At 71.5% G+C, this 19,920-nt stretch carries 16 protein-coding genes; 11 read left to right on the forward strand and 5 right to left on the reverse strand.

Annotated elements, in window-relative coordinates:
• Positions 1-15: 15 nt before the first annotated feature.
• Positions 16-1,179, reverse strand: a complete 1,164-nt coding sequence (locus tag AB0C38_RS29695; protein ID WP_360679471.1) for a YihY/virulence factor BrkB family protein — start codon at positions 1,177-1,179, stop codon at positions 16-18.
• A 236-nt stretch (positions 1,180-1,415) separates the two neighbouring features.
• Here AB0C38_RS29695 and AB0C38_RS29700 point away from each other — a divergent pair, with 236 nt between their 5' ends.
• The 5 genes from AB0C38_RS29700 to AB0C38_RS29720 all read left to right on the forward strand — a co-directional run bounded on the left by AB0C38_RS29700 (position 1,416) and on the right by AB0C38_RS29720 (position 8,721).
• Entirely contained in the window at positions 1,416-3,149 is a 1,734-nt protein-coding gene (locus tag AB0C38_RS29700) for a DEAD/DEAH box helicase (RefSeq protein WP_360679474.1), read from the forward strand.
• Between the two features lie 836 nt (positions 3,150-3,985).
• Positions 3,986-5,125 (forward strand): substrate-binding domain-containing protein, encoded by a 1,140-nt coding sequence (locus AB0C38_RS29705; RefSeq protein ID WP_360679477.1) that lies wholly within the window; start codon positions 3,986-3,988, stop codon positions 5,123-5,125.
• Between the two features lie 142 nt (positions 5,126-5,267).
• A complete protein-coding gene (locus AB0C38_RS29710) occupies positions 5,268-6,041 on the forward strand; it encodes an ATP-binding cassette domain-containing protein (RefSeq protein WP_247063508.1) in 774 nt (257 codons plus the stop codon).
• A gap of 20 nt (positions 6,042-6,061) precedes the next feature.
• Positions 6,062-7,528: an ABC transporter permease gene (locus AB0C38_RS29715; protein ID WP_360679480.1), complete on the forward strand. Its 1,467-nt coding sequence runs from the start codon at positions 6,062-6,064 to the stop codon at positions 7,526-7,528.
• 11 nt (positions 7,529-7,539) lie between these two features.
• Positions 7,540-8,721, forward strand: a complete 1,182-nt coding sequence (locus AB0C38_RS29720) for an ROK family protein (RefSeq protein WP_360679483.1) — start codon at positions 7,540-7,542, stop codon at positions 8,719-8,721.
• 155 nt (positions 8,722-8,876) lie between these two features.
• Here the strand turns inward: AB0C38_RS29720 and AB0C38_RS29725 are convergent, their stop codons facing one another.
• On the reverse strand, positions 8,877-9,053 hold the full coding sequence (locus AB0C38_RS29725; protein WP_247011850.1) for a hypothetical protein: 177 nt from the start codon (positions 9,051-9,053) through the stop codon (positions 8,877-8,879).
• A gap of 341 nt (positions 9,054-9,394) precedes the next feature.
• Here AB0C38_RS29725 and AB0C38_RS29730 point away from each other — a divergent pair, with 341 nt between their 5' ends.
• The 3 genes from AB0C38_RS29730 to AB0C38_RS29740 all read left to right on the forward strand — a co-directional run bounded on the left by AB0C38_RS29730 (position 9,395) and on the right by AB0C38_RS29740 (position 12,969).
• Positions 9,395-10,201: an EamA family transporter gene (locus tag AB0C38_RS29730; RefSeq protein ID WP_360679528.1), complete on the forward strand. Its 807-nt coding sequence runs from the start codon at positions 9,395-9,397 to the stop codon at positions 10,199-10,201.
• Positions 10,202-10,779: 578 nt separating this feature from the next.
• The gene (locus AB0C38_RS29735) at positions 10,780-12,138 is read left to right on the forward strand and encodes a glutamine synthetase family protein (RefSeq protein WP_360679487.1); all 1,359 of its coding nucleotides are present in this window, start codon (positions 10,780-10,782) and stop codon (positions 12,136-12,138) included.
• A 48-nt stretch (positions 12,139-12,186) separates the two neighbouring features.
• Positions 12,187-12,969, forward strand: a complete 783-nt coding sequence (locus AB0C38_RS29740) for a hypothetical protein (protein ID WP_360679490.1) — start codon at positions 12,187-12,189, stop codon at positions 12,967-12,969.
• Here the strand turns inward: AB0C38_RS29740 and AB0C38_RS29745 are convergent.
• Genes AB0C38_RS29745 through AB0C38_RS29755 form a run of 3 tightly spaced genes read right to left on the reverse strand, consistent with a single transcriptional unit; the run spans position 12,947 to position 16,298 of the window.
• On the reverse strand, positions 12,947-14,392 hold the full coding sequence (locus AB0C38_RS29745; protein ID WP_360679531.1) for an amino acid permease: 1,446 nt from the start codon (positions 14,390-14,392) through the stop codon (positions 12,947-12,949). The genes AB0C38_RS29740 and AB0C38_RS29745 overlap by 23 nt on opposite strands.
• Before the next feature lie 41 nt (positions 14,393-14,433).
• Entirely contained in the window at positions 14,434-15,117 is a 684-nt protein-coding gene (locus tag AB0C38_RS29750; protein WP_360679493.1) for a response regulator transcription factor, read from the reverse strand.
• Positions 15,114-16,298 carry a histidine kinase gene (locus AB0C38_RS29755; protein WP_360679496.1) on the reverse strand — a complete coding sequence of 395 codons (1,185 nt, stop codon included), beginning with the start codon at positions 16,296-16,298 and terminating at the stop codon, positions 15,114-15,116. The genes AB0C38_RS29750 and AB0C38_RS29755 overlap by 4 nt, the downstream gene beginning before the upstream one ends.
• 109 nt (positions 16,299-16,407) lie before the next feature.
• Between AB0C38_RS29755 and AB0C38_RS29760 the strand changes: the two genes are divergently transcribed.
• The 3 genes from AB0C38_RS29760 (at position 16,408) to malQ (ending at position 19,872) form a co-directional block, all read left to right on the forward strand.
• Positions 16,408-16,974 (forward strand): hypothetical protein, encoded by a 567-nt coding sequence (locus tag AB0C38_RS29760; protein WP_360679499.1) that lies wholly within the window; start codon positions 16,408-16,410, stop codon positions 16,972-16,974.
• The gene (locus tag AB0C38_RS29765; RefSeq protein ID WP_360679502.1) at positions 16,971-17,168 is read left to right on the forward strand and encodes a hypothetical protein; all 198 of its coding nucleotides are present in this window, start codon (positions 16,971-16,973) and stop codon (positions 17,166-17,168) included. Before AB0C38_RS29760 ends, AB0C38_RS29765 begins: the two co-directional genes overlap by 4 nt.
• Before the next feature lie 751 nt (positions 17,169-17,919).
• On the forward strand, positions 17,920-19,872 hold the full coding sequence (malQ, locus tag AB0C38_RS29770) for a 4-alpha-glucanotransferase (RefSeq protein ID WP_360679505.1): 1,953 nt from the start codon (positions 17,920-17,922) through the stop codon (positions 19,870-19,872).
• Positions 19,873-19,920 lie beyond the last annotated feature (48 nt).

Consider the following 19,920-nt stretch of genomic DNA (forward strand, 5'->3'; position numbering starts at 1 on the left):
GGCCTGAGGGGCGACTCAGTCCATGGGTGGATTCCGGGTCGTCCCTTGGGAGGAGACCCGACCCTGAGCAGCGCTGGGTGCCGGGTCCGGCGCGCTCGGTGACGGTTCGTCCTCATCGGACGGTGCGTCGGGCTCCTCCGGCGCGTCACCGTTGGCGGAGACCTCTTCGGGGCGCGGGCGCCGCAGCGGCGTGGTGGTGCGCTCCCACAGCTTGCGGCCCTCCTCCGAACGCAGCTGCTCGGAGGCGCGCTCCATCTCCAGCCGCCGCCACTTGCGCCGCTGCCGCCGGGTCGCCTTCGCCGGCCACAGCTCCTGGATCGCGCTGTTGAAGTAGGCCCCGCCGACCACGGCCAGGCCGATGAAGAACATCAGCAGCAGGAACGCGATCGGCGCGGCGAGCGCCCCGTAGGTGTAGCCGGTCTTGGTGATCCAGTTCAGGTAGACGCGCAGGCCGACCGAGGAGAGCAGGAACACGACCATCGCGAGCCCCGCGCCGGGCAGCCCGCGGTGCCACGGCAGCTTCCGCGGCAGGGCGAGCTTGTACAGCGTGGTCAGCGCGAGGGTGATCATCACCCCGAGGGTGGGGAAGTACAGCGTGCTCACCCACGACGTCACGGTCGGGCGCCAGTCGGTGGGGAAGAACTCCGGCAGCAGGTCGGGGCCGATCGCCAGCAGCGGCAGCCCGACCACCAGGATGACCAGGCCGCACAGGTACAGCAGCAGCGCGAAGATCCGCTGCCAGACGTCGTTGCGGACGCCGTACTGGTCGTGGGCGACGGTGATCGCGTCCACGAACGACGACATCGCCGACGAACCCGCCCACAGCGAGATCAGGAAGCCGACCGAGACGATCTCGCCCTTGCCGACGGTGAGGATGCTGTTCACGGTCGGCTCGATGATGTCGTGGACGGCGTTGGCGCTGAAGACCGTCTTGCAGAAGCCGATGATCCGGTCGTGCACCTGGGTGACGACGTCTTGGCCGAACCACTCGCCGACGAAGCCCAGGCTGCCGAGCAGGCCCAGCAGCAGTGGCGGCAGCGAGAGCGTCTGCCAGAAAGCCGCTTCGGCGGCCTCGGAGAAGATGTTGCCTTCCCAGGCCTTGCCGAGCGTGCGCGTGAGGAGGCGCCACGGCCCCTTGCGGGCCACCTTCGTCGCTCCGGACGGCTGCACCTCACCCATGACGTGTCCAGCATGGTCCATCCGTGGAGATTTGGCTCGTCACACCCCCTGCACCCGGGCGTGTCGGCCGACATCACCCGTGCCGGTGCCGGGAAGTGTCGGACCCGGCCGGTAGACTCGGTCCAGTGCCCTCACCGCAGTCGCCAGCCCGGTTGTCACAGCCGAAGTCGGTACCACAGTGAGGGTTTTCGCACGTCAAAGCACTTGAGGCACGTGAGCGAGGGGGAAGACCGGCGATGACGGAGACGCAGCTCGGAGCGCCTCCCGCGGAGAAGGATTCGACCGCGCGCCCGCTCCGGGCGTGGCAGCGGCGCGCACTCACCAAGTACCTGACGCGCAGGCCGAAGGACTTCCTCGCGGTGGCGACGCCGGGCGCCGGCAAGACGGTGTTCGGACTCCGGATCGCCGCCGAGCTACTGAGCGACCGCACGATCGAGGCGGTCACCATCGTCACCCCGACCGAGCACCTCAAGCACCAGTGGGCCTCGGCGGCGGCCGTGGCCGGCATCCAGATCGACTCGAACTTCCGCAACACCACGGGGGTGACGTCGTCGGACTACAACGGCGTCGCCTTGACCTACGCGCAGGTCGCGGCCCACCCGAACCTGCACCGGGTGCGCACGGAGAACCGCAAGACGCTGGTGATCCTCGACGAGATCCACCACGGCGGTGACGCGAAGTCGTGGGGTGACGCGATCCGCGAGGCCTTCACCCCGGCCGTGCGGCGCCTGTGCCTGACCGGGACCCCGTTCCGGTCCGACGATTCGGCCATCCCGTTCGTCACATACGAGCCGGACGCGGGCGGCTTCCAGCGCAGCAAGGCCGACCACTCGTACGGCTACGCGGACGCGCTGGCCGACGGCGTGGTCCGCCCGGTCGTCTTCCTGGCGTATTCGGGCGAGGCCTCCTGGCGCACGAGCGCGGGGGAGGAGTTCACCGCGCGGCTCGGCGAGCCGCTGACCGCGGAGCAGAACGCCCGGGCGTGGCGCACGGCGCTCGACCCGGCGGGCGAGTGGATCCCGGCGGTCCTGCACGCCGCGGACACGCGGCTGTCGCAGGTGCGCCAGAGCGTGCCCGACGCGGGCGGCCTGGTCATCGCCACCGACCAGGAGTCGGCACGCGCGTACGCGAAGATCCTGGAGCGGCTCTCGGGCGAGGCGCCGACGCTGGTGCTGTCGGACGATCCGAAGGCCTCGGGCCGGATCAAGGAGTTCTCCGAGACGAACGAGCGCTGGATAGTGGCCGTCCGGATGGTCTCCGAGGGCGTCGACGTCCCGCGGCTGGCCGTCGGCGTGTACGCCACGAGCGCGTCGACCCCGCTGTTCTTCGCCCAGGCGATCGGCCGGTACGTGCGAGCGCGGAAGAAGGGCGAGACGGCGAGCGTGTTCCTGCCGTCGGTGCCGGTGCTGCTGGAGCTGGCCAGCGAGCTGGAGGCGCAGCGCGACCACGTCCTGGGCAAGCCCCACCGGGAGCAGGAGGGCTGGGAGGACGAGCTCCTCGCCCAGGCCAACCGCACCGAGGACGAGCCGGGCGAGGAGGAGAAGGCGTTCACCTCGCTGGGCGCCTCGGCCGAGCTCGACCAGGTCATCTACGACGGCAACTCGTTCGGCACGGCGGTGTTCTCGGGGTCGGACGAGGAGCAGGAGTACCTCGGCCTGCCGGGGCTGCTCGAGCCCGACCAGGTCCGCGCGCTGCTGCGGAAGCGGCAGGAAGAGCAGATCGCGGACGACAAGCGCCGCAAGCCCGCGAAGGAGGAGCCGGCCCCGCAGGCTCGTCCGCAGTCGGTGAGCGAGCGCCTCGGCGCGCTGCGCAAGGAGCTGAACGCGCTGGTGGGCATGTACCACCACCGCACGAAGAAGCCCCACGGCGCGATCCACAACGAGCTGCGCCGGGTGTGCGGCGGCCCGGTCACCGCCATGGCGACGGTCGAGCAGCTCGAGGAGCGGATCGTCACCCTGCGGACCTGGTGAGGCGCTGACCCGCTGACCGAGGGTCGTTCGCACGGGTCGCGGGCGGTGGACCTCGCGTTGGATGCCGCGGATGGTCGCGCAGGCCGCCCCCCCCAGTGGACCTCGGGTCGGATGCTTGCGGGTTGTCGCGCGGGCCGCGGGCGTCGGATGCCGCGGGGTGGTCGGGGCGGCCGACTCGATGCCCGCGGGGCGTCGCGCAAGGCTCGGCCGAGCCCGCCCGACTACGCCGCCCGGGCCGATCCGGCCGGCGCGGGAAGCCCCGCGGCCGAGGCCGCCCAGACCTCCCCATCCAGGCCCGTCGTGTCGCCCAGGAGGCTGAACTCGCCCGTCACCGTCCGTTCCACCGGGCCGGCGCCGGACCTTCCACAACTCCGTGACGTTGCGTGCCTATTCGGTCGTCTCCCGGCTGCCCGTGCGTCCCCCGGGCTGTGGCGCATCGGGCACGATCGGCGTCGAAGTTCGCAAGTCGGCGACCAATTACCGTCCTTCGCGGTGGGTTCACCACCACTTCGCGTCGGATAGCGCTCGGTGTACACCGACGGAGTATCTTCACGTCGGCAAGAAACCTGGATGTAACACACGGTAAGTGCTGGCGATCACATCGTCAGCGGATCTACTCTTTCCGGGCGACGCTCAGCCTGTGTTGCCGAACCGTGTCCAATTGGTGTCATTTAATCGATCCAGCTATCTTCCCCGCAGCCGCTCAGCGGCATATGTTGTCGCCCACAACATATGCGCGTCGGTGCGCCGGGACCCTCCGGATCACCGCCTCGCAGGGCCCGAGACGACGTCGACGGCCCACTCGTCACCAATGCTTGGATCCGGAAGGAACGAGGATGCGCAGCAGAACCCTTACCCTCCTCGCCGCGACGGTGAGCACCGGCCTGGTGCTGACCGCTTGCGGTGCCAACAGTTCAGACAGCGGGGGCACGGGGAGCAACTCCGCCTCCTCCTCCGCGCCGGCCGCCGCCGGTGGTGCCAGCGGCAAGGTCGGCGTCATCCTCCCGGAGACCGCCACCTCGGCGCGCTGGGAAGCGTTCGACAAGCCGATGCTGCAGGCCGCACTGACGGCCCAGGGCTTCGATGTCGACGTCCAGAACGCCCAGGGCGACAACCAGAAGTTCGCCACCCTGGCCGACGGCTTCATCAGCTCCGGCGTCAAGGTCCTGATCATCGCCCCCGGTGACCCGGCCGTCGGTGCCGCGGTCGAGGCCAAGGCGAAGGCCGCGGGCATCCCGGTCATCGACTACGACCGCCCGAGCCTCGGCGGCTCCGCCGACTACTACGTCTCGTTCGACAACGAGAAGGTCGGCCAGCTGCAGGGCCAGGCCATGGCCGACGCGCTGAAGAGCAAGCCGGGCGCGAACGTCGTCCAGATCGAGGGCGCCCCGACCGACAACAACGCCACGCTGTTCACCAAGGGCCAGGACTCCGTCCTCGAGCCGCTGTTCTCGGCGGGCACGCTGAAGCGGCTCCAGAAGCAGCCGATCAACGACTGGGACAACCAGCTCGGCGGCACGACGTTCGAGCAGATCTTCACCGCCAACGGCGGCAAGGTCGACGGCGTCGTCGCGGCGAACGACGGCCTGGCCGGCGCGGTCATCACCATCCTCAAGAAGAACGGCCTCAACGGGAAGGTCCCGGTCACCGGCCAGGACGCGACCGCCGACGGCCTGATGGCGGTCATGCGCGGCGAGCAGTACATGACGGTCTTCAAGCCGATCAAGGAAGAGGCCGAGGGCACCGCCAAGCTGGCCGCCGCCCTCGCCAAGGGTGACACCGCCGGTGCGGACGCGATCGCCACGGCGAAGCTGCACGACCCGACGGGCAACCGCGACATCAAGTCCGTGCTGCTGACCCCGACGACGATCCTGGAGAAGGACGTCAAGACCGTCGTCACCCAGGGCTATGTGAAGGCGACCGAGATCTGCGGTGGCGACCTCGCCGCCAAGTGCAGCTCGCTCGGCATCTCCTGAGCCGCCCGTAGTACCCACGAACAGCCGGGCCGGGACGCGCACCCCGACGGCGCGCCCCGGCCCGGTCCCCACTCCCCGCTCGCGGGGATCGCCTGGCCCCAGCGGCGGCAAAGGGCATCGGAAATTCGGAGAACTGCCATCCATGAGTGAGCCCATCCTCGAGATCAAGGGCCTGAACAAGAGCTTCGGCCCCGTCCACGTCCTCCACGACGTGGACTTCGACGTGCGTGCGGGCGAAGTGACCGCCCTGGTCGGCGACAACGGCGCCGGCAAGTCGACCCTCGTCAAGTGCATCGCCGGTATCCACCCGTACGACTCGGGGGCCGTGCGGTTCAACGGGCAGGACGCCCACATCCGCGGTCCGAAGGACGCGGCCGACCTCGGCATCGAGGTCGTGTACCAGGACCTCGCGCTCGCCGACAACCTCGACATCGTCCAGAACATGTTCCTCGGCCGCGAGCGCGGGAATTCGTGGAAGCTCGACGAAGCCAGCATGGAGAAGGCCGCCCGCGAAACGCTGGCCTCCCTGTCGGTGCGGACCGTGAAGTCGGTCCGGACGCCGGTCTCCTCGCTGTCCGGTGGACAGCGCCAGACCGTCGCCATCGCCAAGTCGGTGCTGTGGAACAGCAAGGTCGTCGTCCTCGACGAGCCGACCGCAGCCCTCGGCGTCGCGCAGACCCGGCAGGTGCTCGACCTGGTCCGGCGGCTCGCCGAGCAGGGACTCGGGGTCGTGCTGATCAGCCACAACATGGCCGACGTGTTCGAGGTCGCCGACCGCATCTCGGTGCTCTACCTCGGCCGCCTCGTCGCCGAGGTGCACACGAAGGACGTCTCCCACGGCCAGATCGTGGAGCTGATCACCGCCGGGCGCTCCGGTGACCTCGGCCTGGCCCGGCCCGAAGCCGTGGTCCTGTGAGCGGGAAGAAAGAACCGGAAATGACTGAAACTCCTGCCAAGCCCGAGGTCGGCACGCCGGCCGCGGAAGCGCTCGCGCAGACCCAGAACCCCACCGCGGCCATCACCGACTTCGGCATCGACACGACATCGATGTCAACCGGCGAAGCCGTCCGTGACTACTTCGCCCGCCTGCGCGCCGGTGAGCTCGGCTCGCTGCCGTCGCTGTTCGGCCTGCTCGTGCTGGTCATCCTGTTCAGCGCGCTGTCGGACAACTTCTTCACGCTGGCCAACATCGCCAACGTCTTCCCGCAGGGCGCGGGCGTGATCATCATCGCGATGGGCATCGTCTTCGTGCTGCTGCTCGGCGAGATCGACCTCGCCGCCGGTGTGGCCTCCGGCACCGCCGCGTCCGTGATGGCCCTGCACTACGTCCATGCGGGCAACTTGCTGGGCTCCATGGGATCCGGCGTGTTCATCACGTTCATCGCGGTCCTCGCCGCGGCCATGCTGCTGTCGGCGTACCAGCGGATCTGGGCCGGTGCCGCGCTGTCGCTGGTCGGCCTGCTGCTCGTCGCGATCGGCGTCCCCGCCAGCGCCTGGCTGGAGATCCTGCTCGCCATCTGCGTGGGCACCGCGATCGGCTGCATCACCGGCTTCCTGGTGTCGAAGATCGGCATGCCGTCCTTCGTCGTGACGCTGGCGCTGTTCATCGTGTGGCAGGGCGTCCTGCTGCAGTTCATCGGTGAGGGCGGCACGATCGGCATCACCAACTCCGACGTCCTGTACAAGATCGCCAACGGCAACCTGAACGTCCTCGGCAGCTGGATCTTCTTCCTCGTCGCGGCCGGCGGGTTCGCGGTGATCACGCTGCTGAGCCACTTCCGGCGGCTCCAGCGCGGCCTGGTCGTCCAGCCGACGGCGCTGGTGGTCGTCAAGGTCGCCGCGCTCGTGGTGCTGTCGGGCCTGGGCACCTGGCTGCTGACGATCAACCGCTCGCCGAACAAGGCGGTCGTCACGATCCAGGGCGTCCCGTACGTCATCCCGATCATGCTGGTGCTGCTGGTGGCCGGGACCTACGTGCTCAACCGGACCAAGTACGGCCGGTACGTGTACGCGGTCGGCGGCAACAAGGAAGCCGCCCGCCGCGCCGGTATCGACGTGCCGAAGATCCGGGCGAGCGTGTTCGTCATCGGCTCGGCGGTCGCGGCCATCGGCGGCATCGTCGCCGCGTCGAAGGTGGGCTCGGTCAGCCCGCAGTCCGGTGGCCTCAACACGCTGCTGTACTCGGTCGGCGCGGCCGTCATCGGCGGCACGTCGCTGTTCGGCGGTAAGGGCCGCGTGGCCGACGCCGTCGTCGGTGGCCTGGTGATCGCCGTGGTCATCAACGGCCTGGGCCTGCTCAAGCAGCCGGCCGCGGTGGTCAACATCGTCACCGGCCTGGTCCTGTTGCTCGCCGCCACGGTCGACGCGCTGTCCCGGCGCCGCGCGGCTGCGTCCACGCGCTGAACCAGCATGGAATGATCAGGTCCGTGTCCAGCTCACCCGTCGCACGTCCGGACGAGGTGCGTCGGCACAACCGCACGACCCTGCTCCGCCTGCTGCACGTCGGCGGGCCGAGCACCCGGGCGACCCTGGCCGCCGAGCTGGGGCTCAACCGGAGCACGATCAAGACCCTCGTCGACGGGCTCGCCGAAGCCGGTGTCGTCGAGGAGAAGGTGCCGAGGCCGGGACGAGGGGCGGGCCGCCCCTCGCTCCTGGTCCTGCCCCAGCCGCACGCGGCGGTCGTGCTCGCGGTCGACCTGCAGGTCGAGCACGTCGCGATCGCCCTGGTCGGGCTGGGCGGCCAGATCCTGGGCCGCAACAGCTGGAACCTGCGCGGCCGGATGGGCCAGCCCGACGAGGTCATCACCCACGTCATCGAGTCGACGGCCGTCCTGGCCGGCGACCTCGACGTGACCCCGGTGGCGGCCGGGGTGTCGGTACCGGGCGTCGTCCGGCGGTCCGACGGGTACGTGCACGAGGCGCCGAACCTGCGCTGGACCGACGTCGCGCTCGGCGAACGGCTCGGCGGGGTGCTGCAGATCCCGATCATGGTCGGCAACGACGCCGAGTTCGGCGCGGTCGCCGAGCACCTGCGCGGCGCGGCCCGCGGGGCGTCCGACGTGGTGTACATCTCGGCGGACGTCGGGGTCGGCGGCGGCGTCATCGCCGAAGGGTCGGCGCTGCGCGGCGGCTCCGGCTACGTCGGCGAGATCGGGCACATGGTGATCCGCCCGGACGGGCGGGCCTGCTACTGCGGCAGCAGCGGCTGCTGGGAGACCGAGGTCGGAGAAGCGGCGTTGTGCCGGGCGCTCGGCCTGCCCGAGGACACGCCTCGCGGGGCGATCCTGTTCGAGCTGCGCGAGCTGGGCCGGAACCCGGAGGCGGCGCTGTCGCGGCTGGCGGAGTTCGCCGAGTGGCTGACGCTGGGGCTGATCAACGTCGTCAACCTGCTCGGGCCGCAGCTGGTGATCCTCGGCGACCTGCTGACGGTGCTGCCGGAGGCGGTGCTGCGGCACGTCGGCACGGAGGTGCGCCGGCGCAGCCTGGTGAGCCGGGCGGTCGGCGGCACCCGGATCATCAGCTCGGCGTTGGGAGCCGATGTGAAGCTGCTGGGAGCCGCCGAAGTGGCGTTCGAAGTCGTGCTGGATTCTGTCTGATTTCTTGTCCGGTTTCGTGTCCGTAATCACGGCTTTTCGCGGCCGTACCGTGATATCCGCCACGCACTTTGCAAGTTGCAGGCTGTGCAGGTTTCAAAAATGCGAAGGCGGCCGGTGCCTGTGCGCACCGGCCGCCTTCGGGCGTTTCGGGGTCGTTACCGCTGGATGTCGGCGGACAGTTCCTTGAGCTTGGCCTCGTGCTCGCGGGCGTGGTGCCCGCAGAAGAGAAGCTCGCCGCCCTTGAGGACGGCGCGTACCTGAGCTGCGGCCCCGCACCGGTCACAGCGGTCGGCGGCGGTCAGTTCGGGGCGGGTGAGCGTCGGCGTTGTCATGGGGGTCTCCCTCCGTCCCGGCACCGGTTGCCCGGTGCCATCGATCCAGCTACGCCCACATCGGACTGATGTCGGGGGCGGCGATCGCCTCCGGCTCCGCGGTGTTCGTGCTTCCACTCTTCCAGACGTTTCGCGGCCCGCAAGTGTTCCCGCGCCGGTGGGAGCTGAGTCACGTCGATTTACCCCGGATGTCGTAGCGGGATCCCGCAATGCAGGAGACGAATACCCGGAGAGTTACGTTTTCCGTGGTCAGGCACCATGAGGTAGTGAGCACGCTGACTTCGCCGAGGAGGCTTTCCGCGGTACCCGCCCCGCTGTTGTTCGTTCTCAGCGGAATTTCCATGTACGCCGGCGCGGCGATCGCGGTCGGCCTTTTCGGCCACGCGACCCCGGCCGGGGTCGCGTGGCTGCGCTGCCTCGGCGCGGCGGTGGTGCTCCTGGCCTGGCGGCGCCCGCCCCGGGCCGCCTGGCGGGGCCGCCGGCTGGTCCTGGCGATCGCGTTCGGCGTCGTGACGGCGGTCATGAACGTGCTCTTCTACGAGGCGATCGCCCGCCTCCCGCTGGGGACGGTCGTGGCGCTGGAGTTCGTGGGCCCGGTCCTGGTGGCGGCGTTCGGGTCCCGGTCCCGGCGGGACGTGCTGGCGGTGGTGCTGGTGGCCTGCGGGGTGGCGGCGATCGCGGACGTCCAGCTCGCGGGTTCGGTTTCCGGGGTGCTGTTCGCCCTGGGCGCGGCGGCGGCCTGGGCGGGCTACGTCCTCCTGGGCAAGAGGGTGGCGTCAGCCGAGGGATCGGGGATCGACAGCCTGGCGATCGGCTTCCTCGCGGCGACGGTGGGGCTGTCCCCGCTGGCTCTCGGGACCGGGGAGGTGTGGTCTTCGCCACGGATGCTGCTGCTGGGGGTCGGCGTGGGGGTGCTGTCGACGGTGGTGCCGTACGCGCTCGACCAGGTGGTGCTGCGGAGGCTCGGACAGGCCCGGTTCGCGGTCCTGCTGGCGCTGCTGCCGGTCACGGCCGGGGTGCTGGGGTTCGTGCTGCTGGGGCAGGTGCCGTCGCTACCGGAGGCACTGGGGACGCTGGCGGTGGCGGGTGGGGTGGCGTTGCGGAGCCGGGACGAGCCTGTGCGGCCGGCGCCGGAGCCGCCTGGGTGAGAACTCGCTGGGCTGGTGCCTTGCCGCGGTGAGGCCTGTCGGGCGGGTGCCTGCCGGGTTGGTGCCATGGCGGGCTGGGTGTCCTGCCGGGTCGAGGTTCGCAGGGCTGATGCCCTGCCAAGTTGAGCCTGCCAAGGTGAGGCCTGCCGGGTTGAGGCGTCGGGCGGGTGCCTGCCCGGTCCATGCCTGGCCCGGGTTGGCGTGCCGGGTCGAGGCTCTGCCGGGCCGGTGCCTTTCCTGGTTGGTGCCCTGCCAGGTTGAGGCCTGCTGGGCTGAGGCGTCGGGCGGGTGCCTGCCCGGTCCATGCCTGGCCCGGGGTTGGCGTGCCGGGTCGAGGCTCTGCCGGGCCGGTGCCTCGCCCGGTTGGGTGCCCTGCCAGGTCAGCCGGATCGCCACGCCTGGTTGATGCTCGCCGGGTCGGTGCCTCGCCGAGTTGCCCACAGGCCTGCCGTGATGTGGACAATCCGGCCCGCCGGCGCTTTCTCCGGCCATTTCGTCGGACACGCCCGATACGCTGGAGCGGGGACGTCCCCCCGGGAAGGGCGGGGGTCTGTCCGGGGCCCGAGGAGGCGGATGCCATGACCAAAGCGGCGTCAGCGGCGGCGAAGGACTTCGCCGCGGCCGGGGTGGCTGGTGTGCACCTCGCCTGGGCGGACAACAACGGCATCCCGCGCTCGCGCATCGTCCCCATCGGCGGCCTCGCCGGCGCCGCGTCGCGGGGCGTCGGGGTCACCTCGCTCTTCGCCGTTTTCGACAGCCACGACGCCATCACCTATGGGCACGCCGGCCTCGCCACGCCGTCCGGGGACATCCGGCTCCTGCCGGTCGTCGACCGGCTGCGGCGGCTCGCCGGGCAGCCCGCGCTGGCCTGGGCGCCCGTCCGGCAGGTCGCCGCCGACGGTGAGCCGTGGCCCTACTGCCAGCGCGCCGTCCTCGAAGCGCAGGTCGCCGAGGGCGCGCGGCGCGGGCTGGAGTTCCGGGCCGGCTACGAGCTCGAGTTCGCCGTCGCGCCCGCGGGCAGCACCGATGTCGTCACCACGCCCGGGCACCCCGGGCCCGCTTACAGCCCGCACGCCCTGGTCGGCCTCGACGGCTTCGTCGCCGCCCTCCTGCACGACTTCGCCGCCAACGGCCTGCGGATCGGTCAGCTGCACGCCGAGTACGGCGTGGCGCAGGTCGAGCTGTCGCTGGCTGCCACCGATCCGGTCTCCGCCGCCGACGACCAGCTGCTGGCCCGCCAGACCATCCACGCCGCCGCGCACGCGCACGGCCTCGTCGTCAGCTTCGCGCCGCTGGTCGGGCTCGGTGCGGCCGGCAACGGCTGGCACCTGCACACCTCCGTCCGACGCAAGGGCCGAAACCTCCTCGACGACGGGGATAGCGGCATCCCCGCCGCCGACGGCGCCGGCTACCTCGCCGGCCTGCTGCGCGACCTGCCGGCGCTGACCGCGATCACCGCGCCGAGCGTCCCGTCGACCCTGCGGCTGCGCCCCGGCTACTTCGCGGGCGCCTACGCCTTCTGGGGCGTCGAGAACCGGGAAGCGCCGCTGCGGTACGTCCCGGGCTCGCCGCTGCTGGGCGCCGACCACGCGAACGTCGAGCTCAAGACGTCGGACGCCTCCGCCAACCCCTACCTCGCCCTGGCCGTGGTGCTGGCCGCCGGGATGGCCGGCATCGAAGACGCGGCCGCGCTGCCCGACCCGATCGCCGAGGACCCGGGCGGCTGGACCGAAGGCGAGCGGGAGACGCGCGGGGTGCGCCGGCTGCCGGCGGACACCGCCGAGCAGGACGCCGCCCTGACGGCCTCGCCGCGGGTCGCCGGCGTGCTCGGCGACGACCTGCTCGGGGCCTTCCGCGCGGTCCGGGCGTCCGACGCGGCGTGGGCGGCCGAGCGCACGGCCGACGAGATCGTGGCCGCACACCTGTGGCGTTATTGAGGCTGGGATGATGACGTCATCGAATCCGGGAAGCCGCTGAGAGGACCGATGTCTTCGGGGATCGACGGCGGGCAGCTCGACCTGTCCGGGGTGCGGTGGCTGCCGGGCGGGGCCCGGCTGGCCGCAGTCGCCCAGGCGGAGCTGCCCCAGAAAGACGGCCTGGCCGCGGCGTTCTGCGGGCTCGCGGCGCTGCGCGCGGCCGGGCTCGACGTGCCCGACCAGGACACCGTCGCGGTGGCCGCGGGGACGGTCCGCGGGCCGGTCGTGCGCCCGCCCGGCGAGGCCGGCCGCCCGGAGTTCCGGTTGCCGGTCCCGGTCGTCGACGACCCGGCCGCCGCGGGGACGCGGGTCTCCGGGCTGGCAAGGGCCGTCGGTTCGCTGTCGGGCGGCGCCCTCGCGGCGGTGCCGGTGACGGGGGAGTGGACCACCGAGACGCTCTTCGACCTGCTGGCCGGCCTGTGGGACGTGCCGCGCGTCGCGGTGATCGCCCGGATCGACGGCGCCGAGCTAGGTGCCCACGACACCCCGGAACGCGCGCTGCTCGATTACCTCGACACCGGCGTCCCGCCATTGTGGACGTCCCTCTGGCGTCCGCCAGGTGGCCACTTCGTGCTCGTGGCGGGCGTCCGCATCGGTGCGGAAGGCACGCTGCTGTCCGTTGTGGACACCTATCCGTCGTTCGGGGACAACGGGATCCACGACCAGCCCGTCGAATGGGTCACGGCGGCGCTGGCCGGGCTCGGGGTACTGGTGGTCGTCGACGCGGACCAGGTCGCCGTGACGCACGAGGTGGCCCGCGTCGCCGGCCTCACTCCGTCGTTTTGGGACTGACCGCCTCGGCGTTCCCGGGCGCGAACCGCGAGTGGCGGCGGCCGTAGGCGAAGTAGATGACCAGGCCGAGCACCAGCCACACGGCGAACCGGATCCAGGTGAGCACGTTGAGGTTGAGCATCAGGTAGAAGCACGCCAGCGCGGCCAGAATCGGGACGACCGGCGAGAACGGCACCCTGAACGGCCGGTCCAGATCGGGCCGGCGGCGGCGCAACACCGGCACCGCGACGGCCACGATGATCATCGCCGAAAGCGCGCCGATGCTCACCATGTCGGCCAGCTCGGAGATCGGGATGAACGCGGCCAGCACGGCGATCAGCGCGGCACCGCCGATGGTCATCCGGTGCGGAGTGCCCCAGCGCGGGTGCGTGGCGCCGAGCGCCTTCGGCAGCAGGCCGTCGCGGCCCATGGCGAAGCCGATGCGCCCGATCGTGACCAGCTCGACCATCATCACCGACGTCAGCCCGGTCACCGCGCCGAGCGAGATGAGCGCGCCGACCCAGTGCTGGCCGACCCGGTCGAACGCGTCGGCCAGCGGCGCGCCGGTGTCGATGTCGGTGAACGGGATCATGCCGGTCAGCACGATCGACACACCGATGTAGAGCAGCGCGCACACGCCGAGCGCGCCGAGGATGCCGACCCGCAGGTCCTTGCGCGGGTTCAGGGTCTCCTCACCGAGGTTCGCGAGCGCTTCGAAGCCGGTGTAGGCGAAGAAGACGATGGCGGCTGCCGTGACCATCCCGGCGATGCCGTAGACCGACTGCTCCAGGCCGAGTGCGGCCTGGACGATCGGCTGCTCCAGCACCGTCGAGCCGTTCGCGGGAGCCTGGGCCGGCGGGATGAACGGCGTCAGATTGGCGCCCTTGACGAAGAACAAGCCGACCGCCAGCACCAGCACGCAGACCGCGACCTTCACGCAGACGAGCACGTTGGTCAGCCAGGCCGACTCTTTGATGCCCAGCACGGCGACGACGGTCAGCACCGCGATGATCAGCACCGCCCCGACGTTCACCTTCGCGTCCTCGCCGAACCACTCCGGCGAAAGCCCGAGCAGGTTGGCCAGGTAGCCGGACCAGCCGCGCGACACCACGGCGGCGCCGAGCGCGAACTCCAGCAGCAGGTCCCAGCCGATGATCCAGGCGAACACCTCGCCGAGGGTGGCGAAGGCGTATGTGTAAGCGCTTCCGGCCGTCGGGACGCTGGAGGCGAGCTCGGCGTAGCAGAGCGCCGCGAGCCCCGCGACGACCGCGCCGAGCACGAACGACAGCGTCACCGAGGGCCCGGCGTGCGTCTTCGCCTCGACGCCCGCGAGGGTGAAGATGCCGGTGCCGATGATGATCCCGACACCGAACCCGACCAGGTCGCGTCCGCGCAGCCGCCGCTTGAGCTCCCCGGAGTCCTGGCGCTTCAGGACATCGTCCACGTTCAACGTTCTCCGCACACCCATGAGGAGAAGTTAGAAGGTCACGGAGGTTTCCGCAGAACGGCGGACGCCGGGTTTTCCCGGGTCAGGCCATTCTCCCGGGCGAGGATCGCGGCGTGGGTGCGGGAGCGCAGGTCGAGCTTGGCCAGCACGCGCGAGACGTGCGTCTTCACCGTCGTCTCGCCGATGTAGAGCCGGGTGCCGATCTGGGTGTTCGTCAGGCCCTCGCCGAGGCAGGCGAGCACCTCACGTTCGCGCTCGGTCAGGTCCTCGAGGCCGTGGGGCGCGGGCGCGGGTTCCCGGCTGCCGGCGGCGAACGCGGTGATCACCCGCCGCGTGATCTGCGGGGCGAGCACTCCTTCACCGGCCGCGACCTGTTTCACGGCTTCGATCAGCCGCGACGCTTCGACCGATTTGAGCAGGAACCCGGCCGCACCGGCACGTAGCGCGCCATCGACGTACTCGTCGAGGTCGAAGGTGGTGAGCACGAGGACCTCGGACAGCCCTTCGGCGAGCACCTGACGGGTGGCGGTGATCCCGTCGACGCCCGGCATCCGGACGTCCATCAAGGTGACGTCCGGGCGCAGCGCCCGGGCCTGCCGGACGGCGGTGGCGCCGTCCGCGGCCTCCCCGACGACCCGGACGCCGTCGGCGTTGTTGAGGATCATGGTGAGGCCGTCCCGGATGGCTTCGTGGTCGTCCGCGATGAGGACGGTGACGGTCATCGGTCCGCCCCTTCCGCCGGGCCCACCGGCAGTTCGGCACGGACCAGCCAGCTCTCGCCGGCCGGCCCCGCGGTCAGCGTCCCGCCCACCGCGTCCGCTCGCTCGCGCATGTTCAGCAGGCCCGTGCCGGAGCCGTCGGCGCCGGTGCTCGGGTGGTGCACGTCGTTGCGGACCTCCACGGCCAGGATCCCGTCGACGTGCCGGATGTCCACGTCGACCTGGCCGCCCGGGGCGTGCTTCACCGCGTTAGTCAAGGCCTCCTGGGCGATCCGGTACGCGGTCAGGTCCACCGCGGCCGGGAGCGGGGCTTGTTTGTCCACAGTGGACTCCACGGTCACCGCCAGCCCGCTCGCCCGCGCCGATTCGACCAGTTTGGACAGCTCCGCCAGCCGGGCCGGTGCGGCGATCTCCGCGTCACCGCCCTCGGTCTTCAGCAGGCCGATCATCGTCCGCATCTCCTCCAGCGCGCTGACACTGTTCTCCCGCACCGATTTCAGCACCGTCTTCGCCAGCTTCGGGTCCTGCAAGGACAGGGCGGCCTCCGACTGGATCGCGATGGCCGAGAGGTGCCCGGCGATCACGTCGTGCAGGTCGCGCGCCATCCGCCCGCGTTCGGCGGCCACCGCCGCCCGCCGGTCCAGCTCCGCGATTTTGGCGAGTTGCCCCGCGTTCGCCCGCTCGGCGTCGGCGACGTCGCGCTGCTGCCGGACGTTCGCCGCCCACCACACCGGCATGAGGACGAACGGCAGCATGCTCACCGCGGCCAGCACCGCCGTGCGCCACTGCTGCCCCAGTACGAGGAGTGCGGCCAGCACGGACACCACCGACAGGGCGGCGACGCCGATCATCACCCGGCTCGTGCGGCGGGAGCCGTACAGCGTCGCCGCGTAGAGGAAGTCGGTGTAGATGACCACGACCGGCAGTGACGGGCTGAGCCAGATGTCGGCCGCGAGCACGGCGGTGGCGAGCAGCAGCGCGCCCGGTACCCACCGGCGGAGCAGCTCGAGGCCGCACAGCGCGGTCAGCTCCAGCAGCCGCACCCACAGCGGGGCGTGGTCGTACGCGGTGACCAGCCGGTGGATGCCGGCAGCGTAGACGAGGAAGCCGATCAGCCAGGTGGTCAGCGCGATCAGGGCGTCCTGCTGCCACACCGGGAGCGAACGCAGGCGTGGGAGGGACATGTGACCATTCGAGCACACGGGGTGACCGGGGCGCGTCCTACGAAGTGATGACCCACGGTCGTGCTTTCTGACGACGCGCTCGAGGCGGCCCGCGGGCGAGCCTGGAAGCGTGGACGAAATCGGGAAGTTCTTCGCGGAGAATCCGATGGCCGCCGTCATCGCGGGCGGCGAGATCGGGTTCTGGGTGCTGCTCGTAGCGGGCCTGGCGGTGCGGTACGCGCTGCGAGCCCGGCGGGCGTCGGTCGTGCTGCTGGCCATGGTACCGCTGATCGACGTGGTCGTGCTGGTGGCGACGGTGATCGACCTGGCCGGTGGGGCGAAGGCGAACTTCACCCACGGTCTCGCGGCGGTGTACCTGGGCTTCAGCGTCGTGTTCGGGCCGGGCATGGTGCGCTGGGCCGACGCGCGGTTCGCGCACCGGTTCGCCGGCGGGCCGCCGCCACCCCCGAAGCGGCGGGGCCGGCGCCACGAGTGGCGCGAGTTCGGCAAGTGCCTGCTGGCCTGCGGACTGTCCGCGGCGGCGCTGCTGGCGGCGATCCTCGCGATCGGCACGCCGGAGCAGGTGGCGCCGCTGTGGGGCTGGTTCCCGCGGCTGGGCACGGTGGCGACGATCTGGCTGCTCACCGGGCCGGTGTGGGAGGAGCTGTTCGGCAAGCGCGAGGAGGTGCGGTCGTGATCGAGCTGCTGGGGATCCTGCTGGTGGTCCAGGGCGCGGGCGGGTTGCTGAACCGGCTGCTGGACGCGCGGTCGCCCAGCTGGTTCGTCCAGCTGCACGTGTTGCCGCCTTCGCTGCATGTCGTGGCGAGCGTGGTGATGGCGGTGGCGGGCGCGGCGGTGCTGCTCGCGGGCCGGGGGAGGAGCCGGGAGTAAGAGGAGCTGACGGGCGGCAGGAAGGGTGAGGTCGGCAGGGCCGCCGGTGGGGTTGCGGGATGCGGGGCGGATTGGCTGTCGGCGAGGGCCGATGGCGGGTGCGCGGGGTGGCGGGAACGAGGCGGATCGGGTGGCGGGTTGGAGGGGCACGGGTCGTTCGGCTGCCCGCGGCGCCGCTGGTACGAGAGCAGGGGGATGACTGCCCGCAGGGCCGCTGCCGGCCCGGGCGCTGCCGGCCCGGGCGCTGCCGGGTTTGGCGCTGCCGGGTTGGCGGGAGCTTGGGCGGATTGGCGGGAGTTGCCGGGCTCGGCAGAGTTCACAGCTTCGCCCGGCGCGGGGGCCAGCGGCTTTGCCTGCGCTTCCGTCCGGGTAGGCGGATGTACCCGCCGGATCGGGAGCCGGTCAATCGGGAGGACGCGGAGCGCGCGAGGTTGGGAGCGGTCAGTGGTGCCATGCTTCCGCCGGGCTCCAGGATCGGCCCCCTATAGGCCACCAGCCTGCGTCCGCAAGCCGCCGCCGGGCGCCAGCTCCCAACGGGCTTCAACGCTCGCCAGCCGCCGGCTCCCGCCGGCCCTCCCCGGCGGCAGCTGGTCGCCGGCTGCCGCCGGCCCTCCCGGGCAGCGGTCGGGCGCCAGTGCTCCCTGGCTGCCGTCGGCTCCCATCGAGGTCGCGGGGCGCACTGGCCAGCCGGCGGGGGTGATGTCACCCCGTGCGGATGGCGCGATCGGCCGGGCACCGGAATGCTTGGCCCGTGCCCGACGAGATCCCCGCCCGCAGCGCCCTGCACCAGCTCGCCGACCGCTATGGCGTCGCCACCCGGTACGAGAACGCCGACCAGGTCTGGGTCGAGGTCGAAGACGATGTCGTCGTCGCCGTCCTGGGGCAGTTCGGGGTCGATGCCACCACCGACGAGGCCATCGCCCAGGCACTCGGCGTCCGCGAGACCACGACAAGGCTGCCGCCGACCATCGTCCTCAAAGAAGGGGACACCCGGGCGCTCGGCACCGAAGCCGAGATCGTGCTCGAGGACGGGAGCCGGCGGCAAACCGACGGCGAACTGCCCGCTGACCTGCCGCTCGGCTGGCACCGGCTCGTCACCGCCGAGCAGGACGTCGTGCTGGCCGTCGTGCCCGCGAAGCTGCCGGACGTCCCGCCCGCCTGGGGCTGGATGCTGCAGCTCTACGCCCTGCACTCGGCCGGTTCCTGGGGCATCGGCGACTACGCCGACCTCGCGACCTTCGCCGCCCGCTCGGCCTCCGAACTGGACGCCGGCGTGCTGCTGGTCAACCCCGTGCAGGCCTTCAGCCCCGCCCACCCCGTCGAGCGGTCGCCCTACTCGCCCGCGAGCCGGCGGTTCGCCAACCCGATCTACCTGCGCGTCACCACCACCGACACCTACGCGCAGGCCGATGCCGCGACGCAGGAGGCCGTGCAGTCCCTCGCCCCGGACCGCGACGGCGAGCTCATCGACTACGACGCCGTCTGGACGGCGAAACGGGCCGCGCTCGAGCTGCTGTGGCCGCACCGGGTCGAAGACCTGCCCGATGATCAAGACCTCGAAGAGTTTGCCCTCTTCTGCGCCCTCGCCGAACAGCACGGCGCTGACTGGCGGGACTGGCCGGAGCCGCTTCGGAACCCGGCCGGGCAGGAGGTCGAAAAGGCACGCGAAGAGCTCAAGGAGCGCGTCGGCTTCCACACCTGGCTCCAGCACCTCTGCCGGACGCAGCTGGAGAAGGCCCGGAAGGACGCGCGCGACGCCGGGATGACCGTCGGGATCGTGCACGACCTGCCCGTCGGCGTGCACCCCGGCGGGGCCGACACCTGGGCGGTGCGGGACGTCTTCGCCGCCGACGTCCGGGTCGGCGCGCCACCGGACGCCTTCAACCAGCAGGGGCAGGACTGGAACCTGCCACCGTGGCGGCCGGACAAGCTCGCCGAGGCCGGGTACGCGCCGTTCCGGGACGTCATCCGGGGCGTGCTGCGCTACGCCGACGGCATCCGCGTCGACCACATCGCCGGGCTCTGGCGGCTCTGGTGGATCCCGCCGGGCGAGCCCGCGCACCGCGGCACCTACGTCCACTACGACGCCGAGGCCATGGTCGGCGTGCTCGCGCTCGAAGCCCACCGGGCCGGCGCGGTCGTCGTGGGGGAGGACCTCGGCACCGTCGAGGACACCGTCACCGAGACCATGCACGAGCGGGGCATGCTCAGCTCGGCCGTGCTGTGGTTCGAACGCGACTGGGACGCGCCGGGCAAGCCCTTCACCCGCCCGGCCGACTGGGACCCCGAGGCGATGGCCAGCATTTCGACGCACGACCTGCCGACGGTCGCCGGCTGGCTGCAGGGCGAGCACGTGCGGGTCCGGGCCGAGCTGGGGCTGCTGGACCGGGGCGTCGAAGCCGAAGAGAATTCCGCCGCGGCGGAACGCCAAGCGCTGCGGGAACTCCTTGCCCGGGAAGGGATCCCGGCCGACGACATGGTCGTCGCGCTGCACACCCTGCTCGCGGAAGCCGCGTCCCGGCTCGTGCTGACGTCGCCGGCCGACGTGGCGGGCCAGGTACGGCAGCCGAATCTGCCCGGCACGGTCGACCAGTACCCTAACTGGCGGATTCCCCTTCCCGTCAGCGTCGACGGCTTCTTCACCGCGAAGGGAGTGCGCGCCGCGGTCGCGCCGCTCGCAGCGGCGCGTCCGTTACCCGGGTAACGGGTACCCCCTGGCGCACGACCCCCAGTGATGCGCGTCCGTGAACGC

The sequence above is a fragment of the Amycolatopsis sp. NPDC048633 genome (assembly GCF_040650695.1).
Lineage (GTDB): Bacteria > Actinomycetota > Actinomycetes > Mycobacteriales > Pseudonocardiaceae > Amycolatopsis.

Bases quoted from the DNA above. Each gene is read 5' to 3' on its own strand.
- AB0C38_RS29695 (WP_360679471.1), bottom strand. From the start codon at position 1,179: ATGGGTGAGGTGCAGCCGTCCGGAGCGACGAAGGTGGCCCGCAAGGGG.
- AB0C38_RS29700 (WP_360679474.1), top strand. From the start codon at position 1,416: ATGACGGAGACGCAGCTCGGAGCGCCTCCCGCGGAGAAGGATTCGACC.
- AB0C38_RS29705 (WP_360679477.1), top strand. From the start codon at position 3,986: ATGCGCAGCAGAACCCTTACCCTCCTCGCCGCGACGGTGAGCACCGGC.
- AB0C38_RS29710 (WP_247063508.1), top strand. From the start codon at position 5,268: ATGAGTGAGCCCATCCTCGAGATCAAGGGCCTGAACAAGAGCTTCGGC.
- AB0C38_RS29715 (WP_360679480.1), top strand. From the start codon at position 6,062: ATGACTGAAACTCCTGCCAAGCCCGAGGTCGGCACGCCGGCCGCGGAA.
- AB0C38_RS29720 (WP_360679483.1), top strand. From the start codon at position 7,540: ATGATCAGGTCCGTGTCCAGCTCACCCGTCGCACGTCCGGACGAGGTG.
- AB0C38_RS29725 (WP_247011850.1), bottom strand. From the start codon at position 9,053: ATGACAACGCCGACGCTCACCCGCCCCGAACTGACCGCCGCCGACCGC.
- AB0C38_RS29730 (WP_360679528.1), top strand. From the start codon at position 9,395: ATGTACGCCGGCGCGGCGATCGCGGTCGGCCTTTTCGGCCACGCGACC.
- AB0C38_RS29735 (WP_360679487.1), top strand. From the start codon at position 10,780: ATGACCAAAGCGGCGTCAGCGGCGGCGAAGGACTTCGCCGCGGCCGGG.
- AB0C38_RS29740 (WP_360679490.1), top strand. From the start codon at position 12,187: ATGTCTTCGGGGATCGACGGCGGGCAGCTCGACCTGTCCGGGGTGCGG.
- AB0C38_RS29750 (WP_360679493.1), bottom strand. From the start codon at position 15,117: ATGACCGTCACCGTCCTCATCGCGGACGACCACGAAGCCATCCGGGAC.
- AB0C38_RS29755 (WP_360679496.1), bottom strand. From the start codon at position 16,298: ATGTCCCTCCCACGCCTGCGTTCGCTCCCGGTGTGGCAGCAGGACGCC.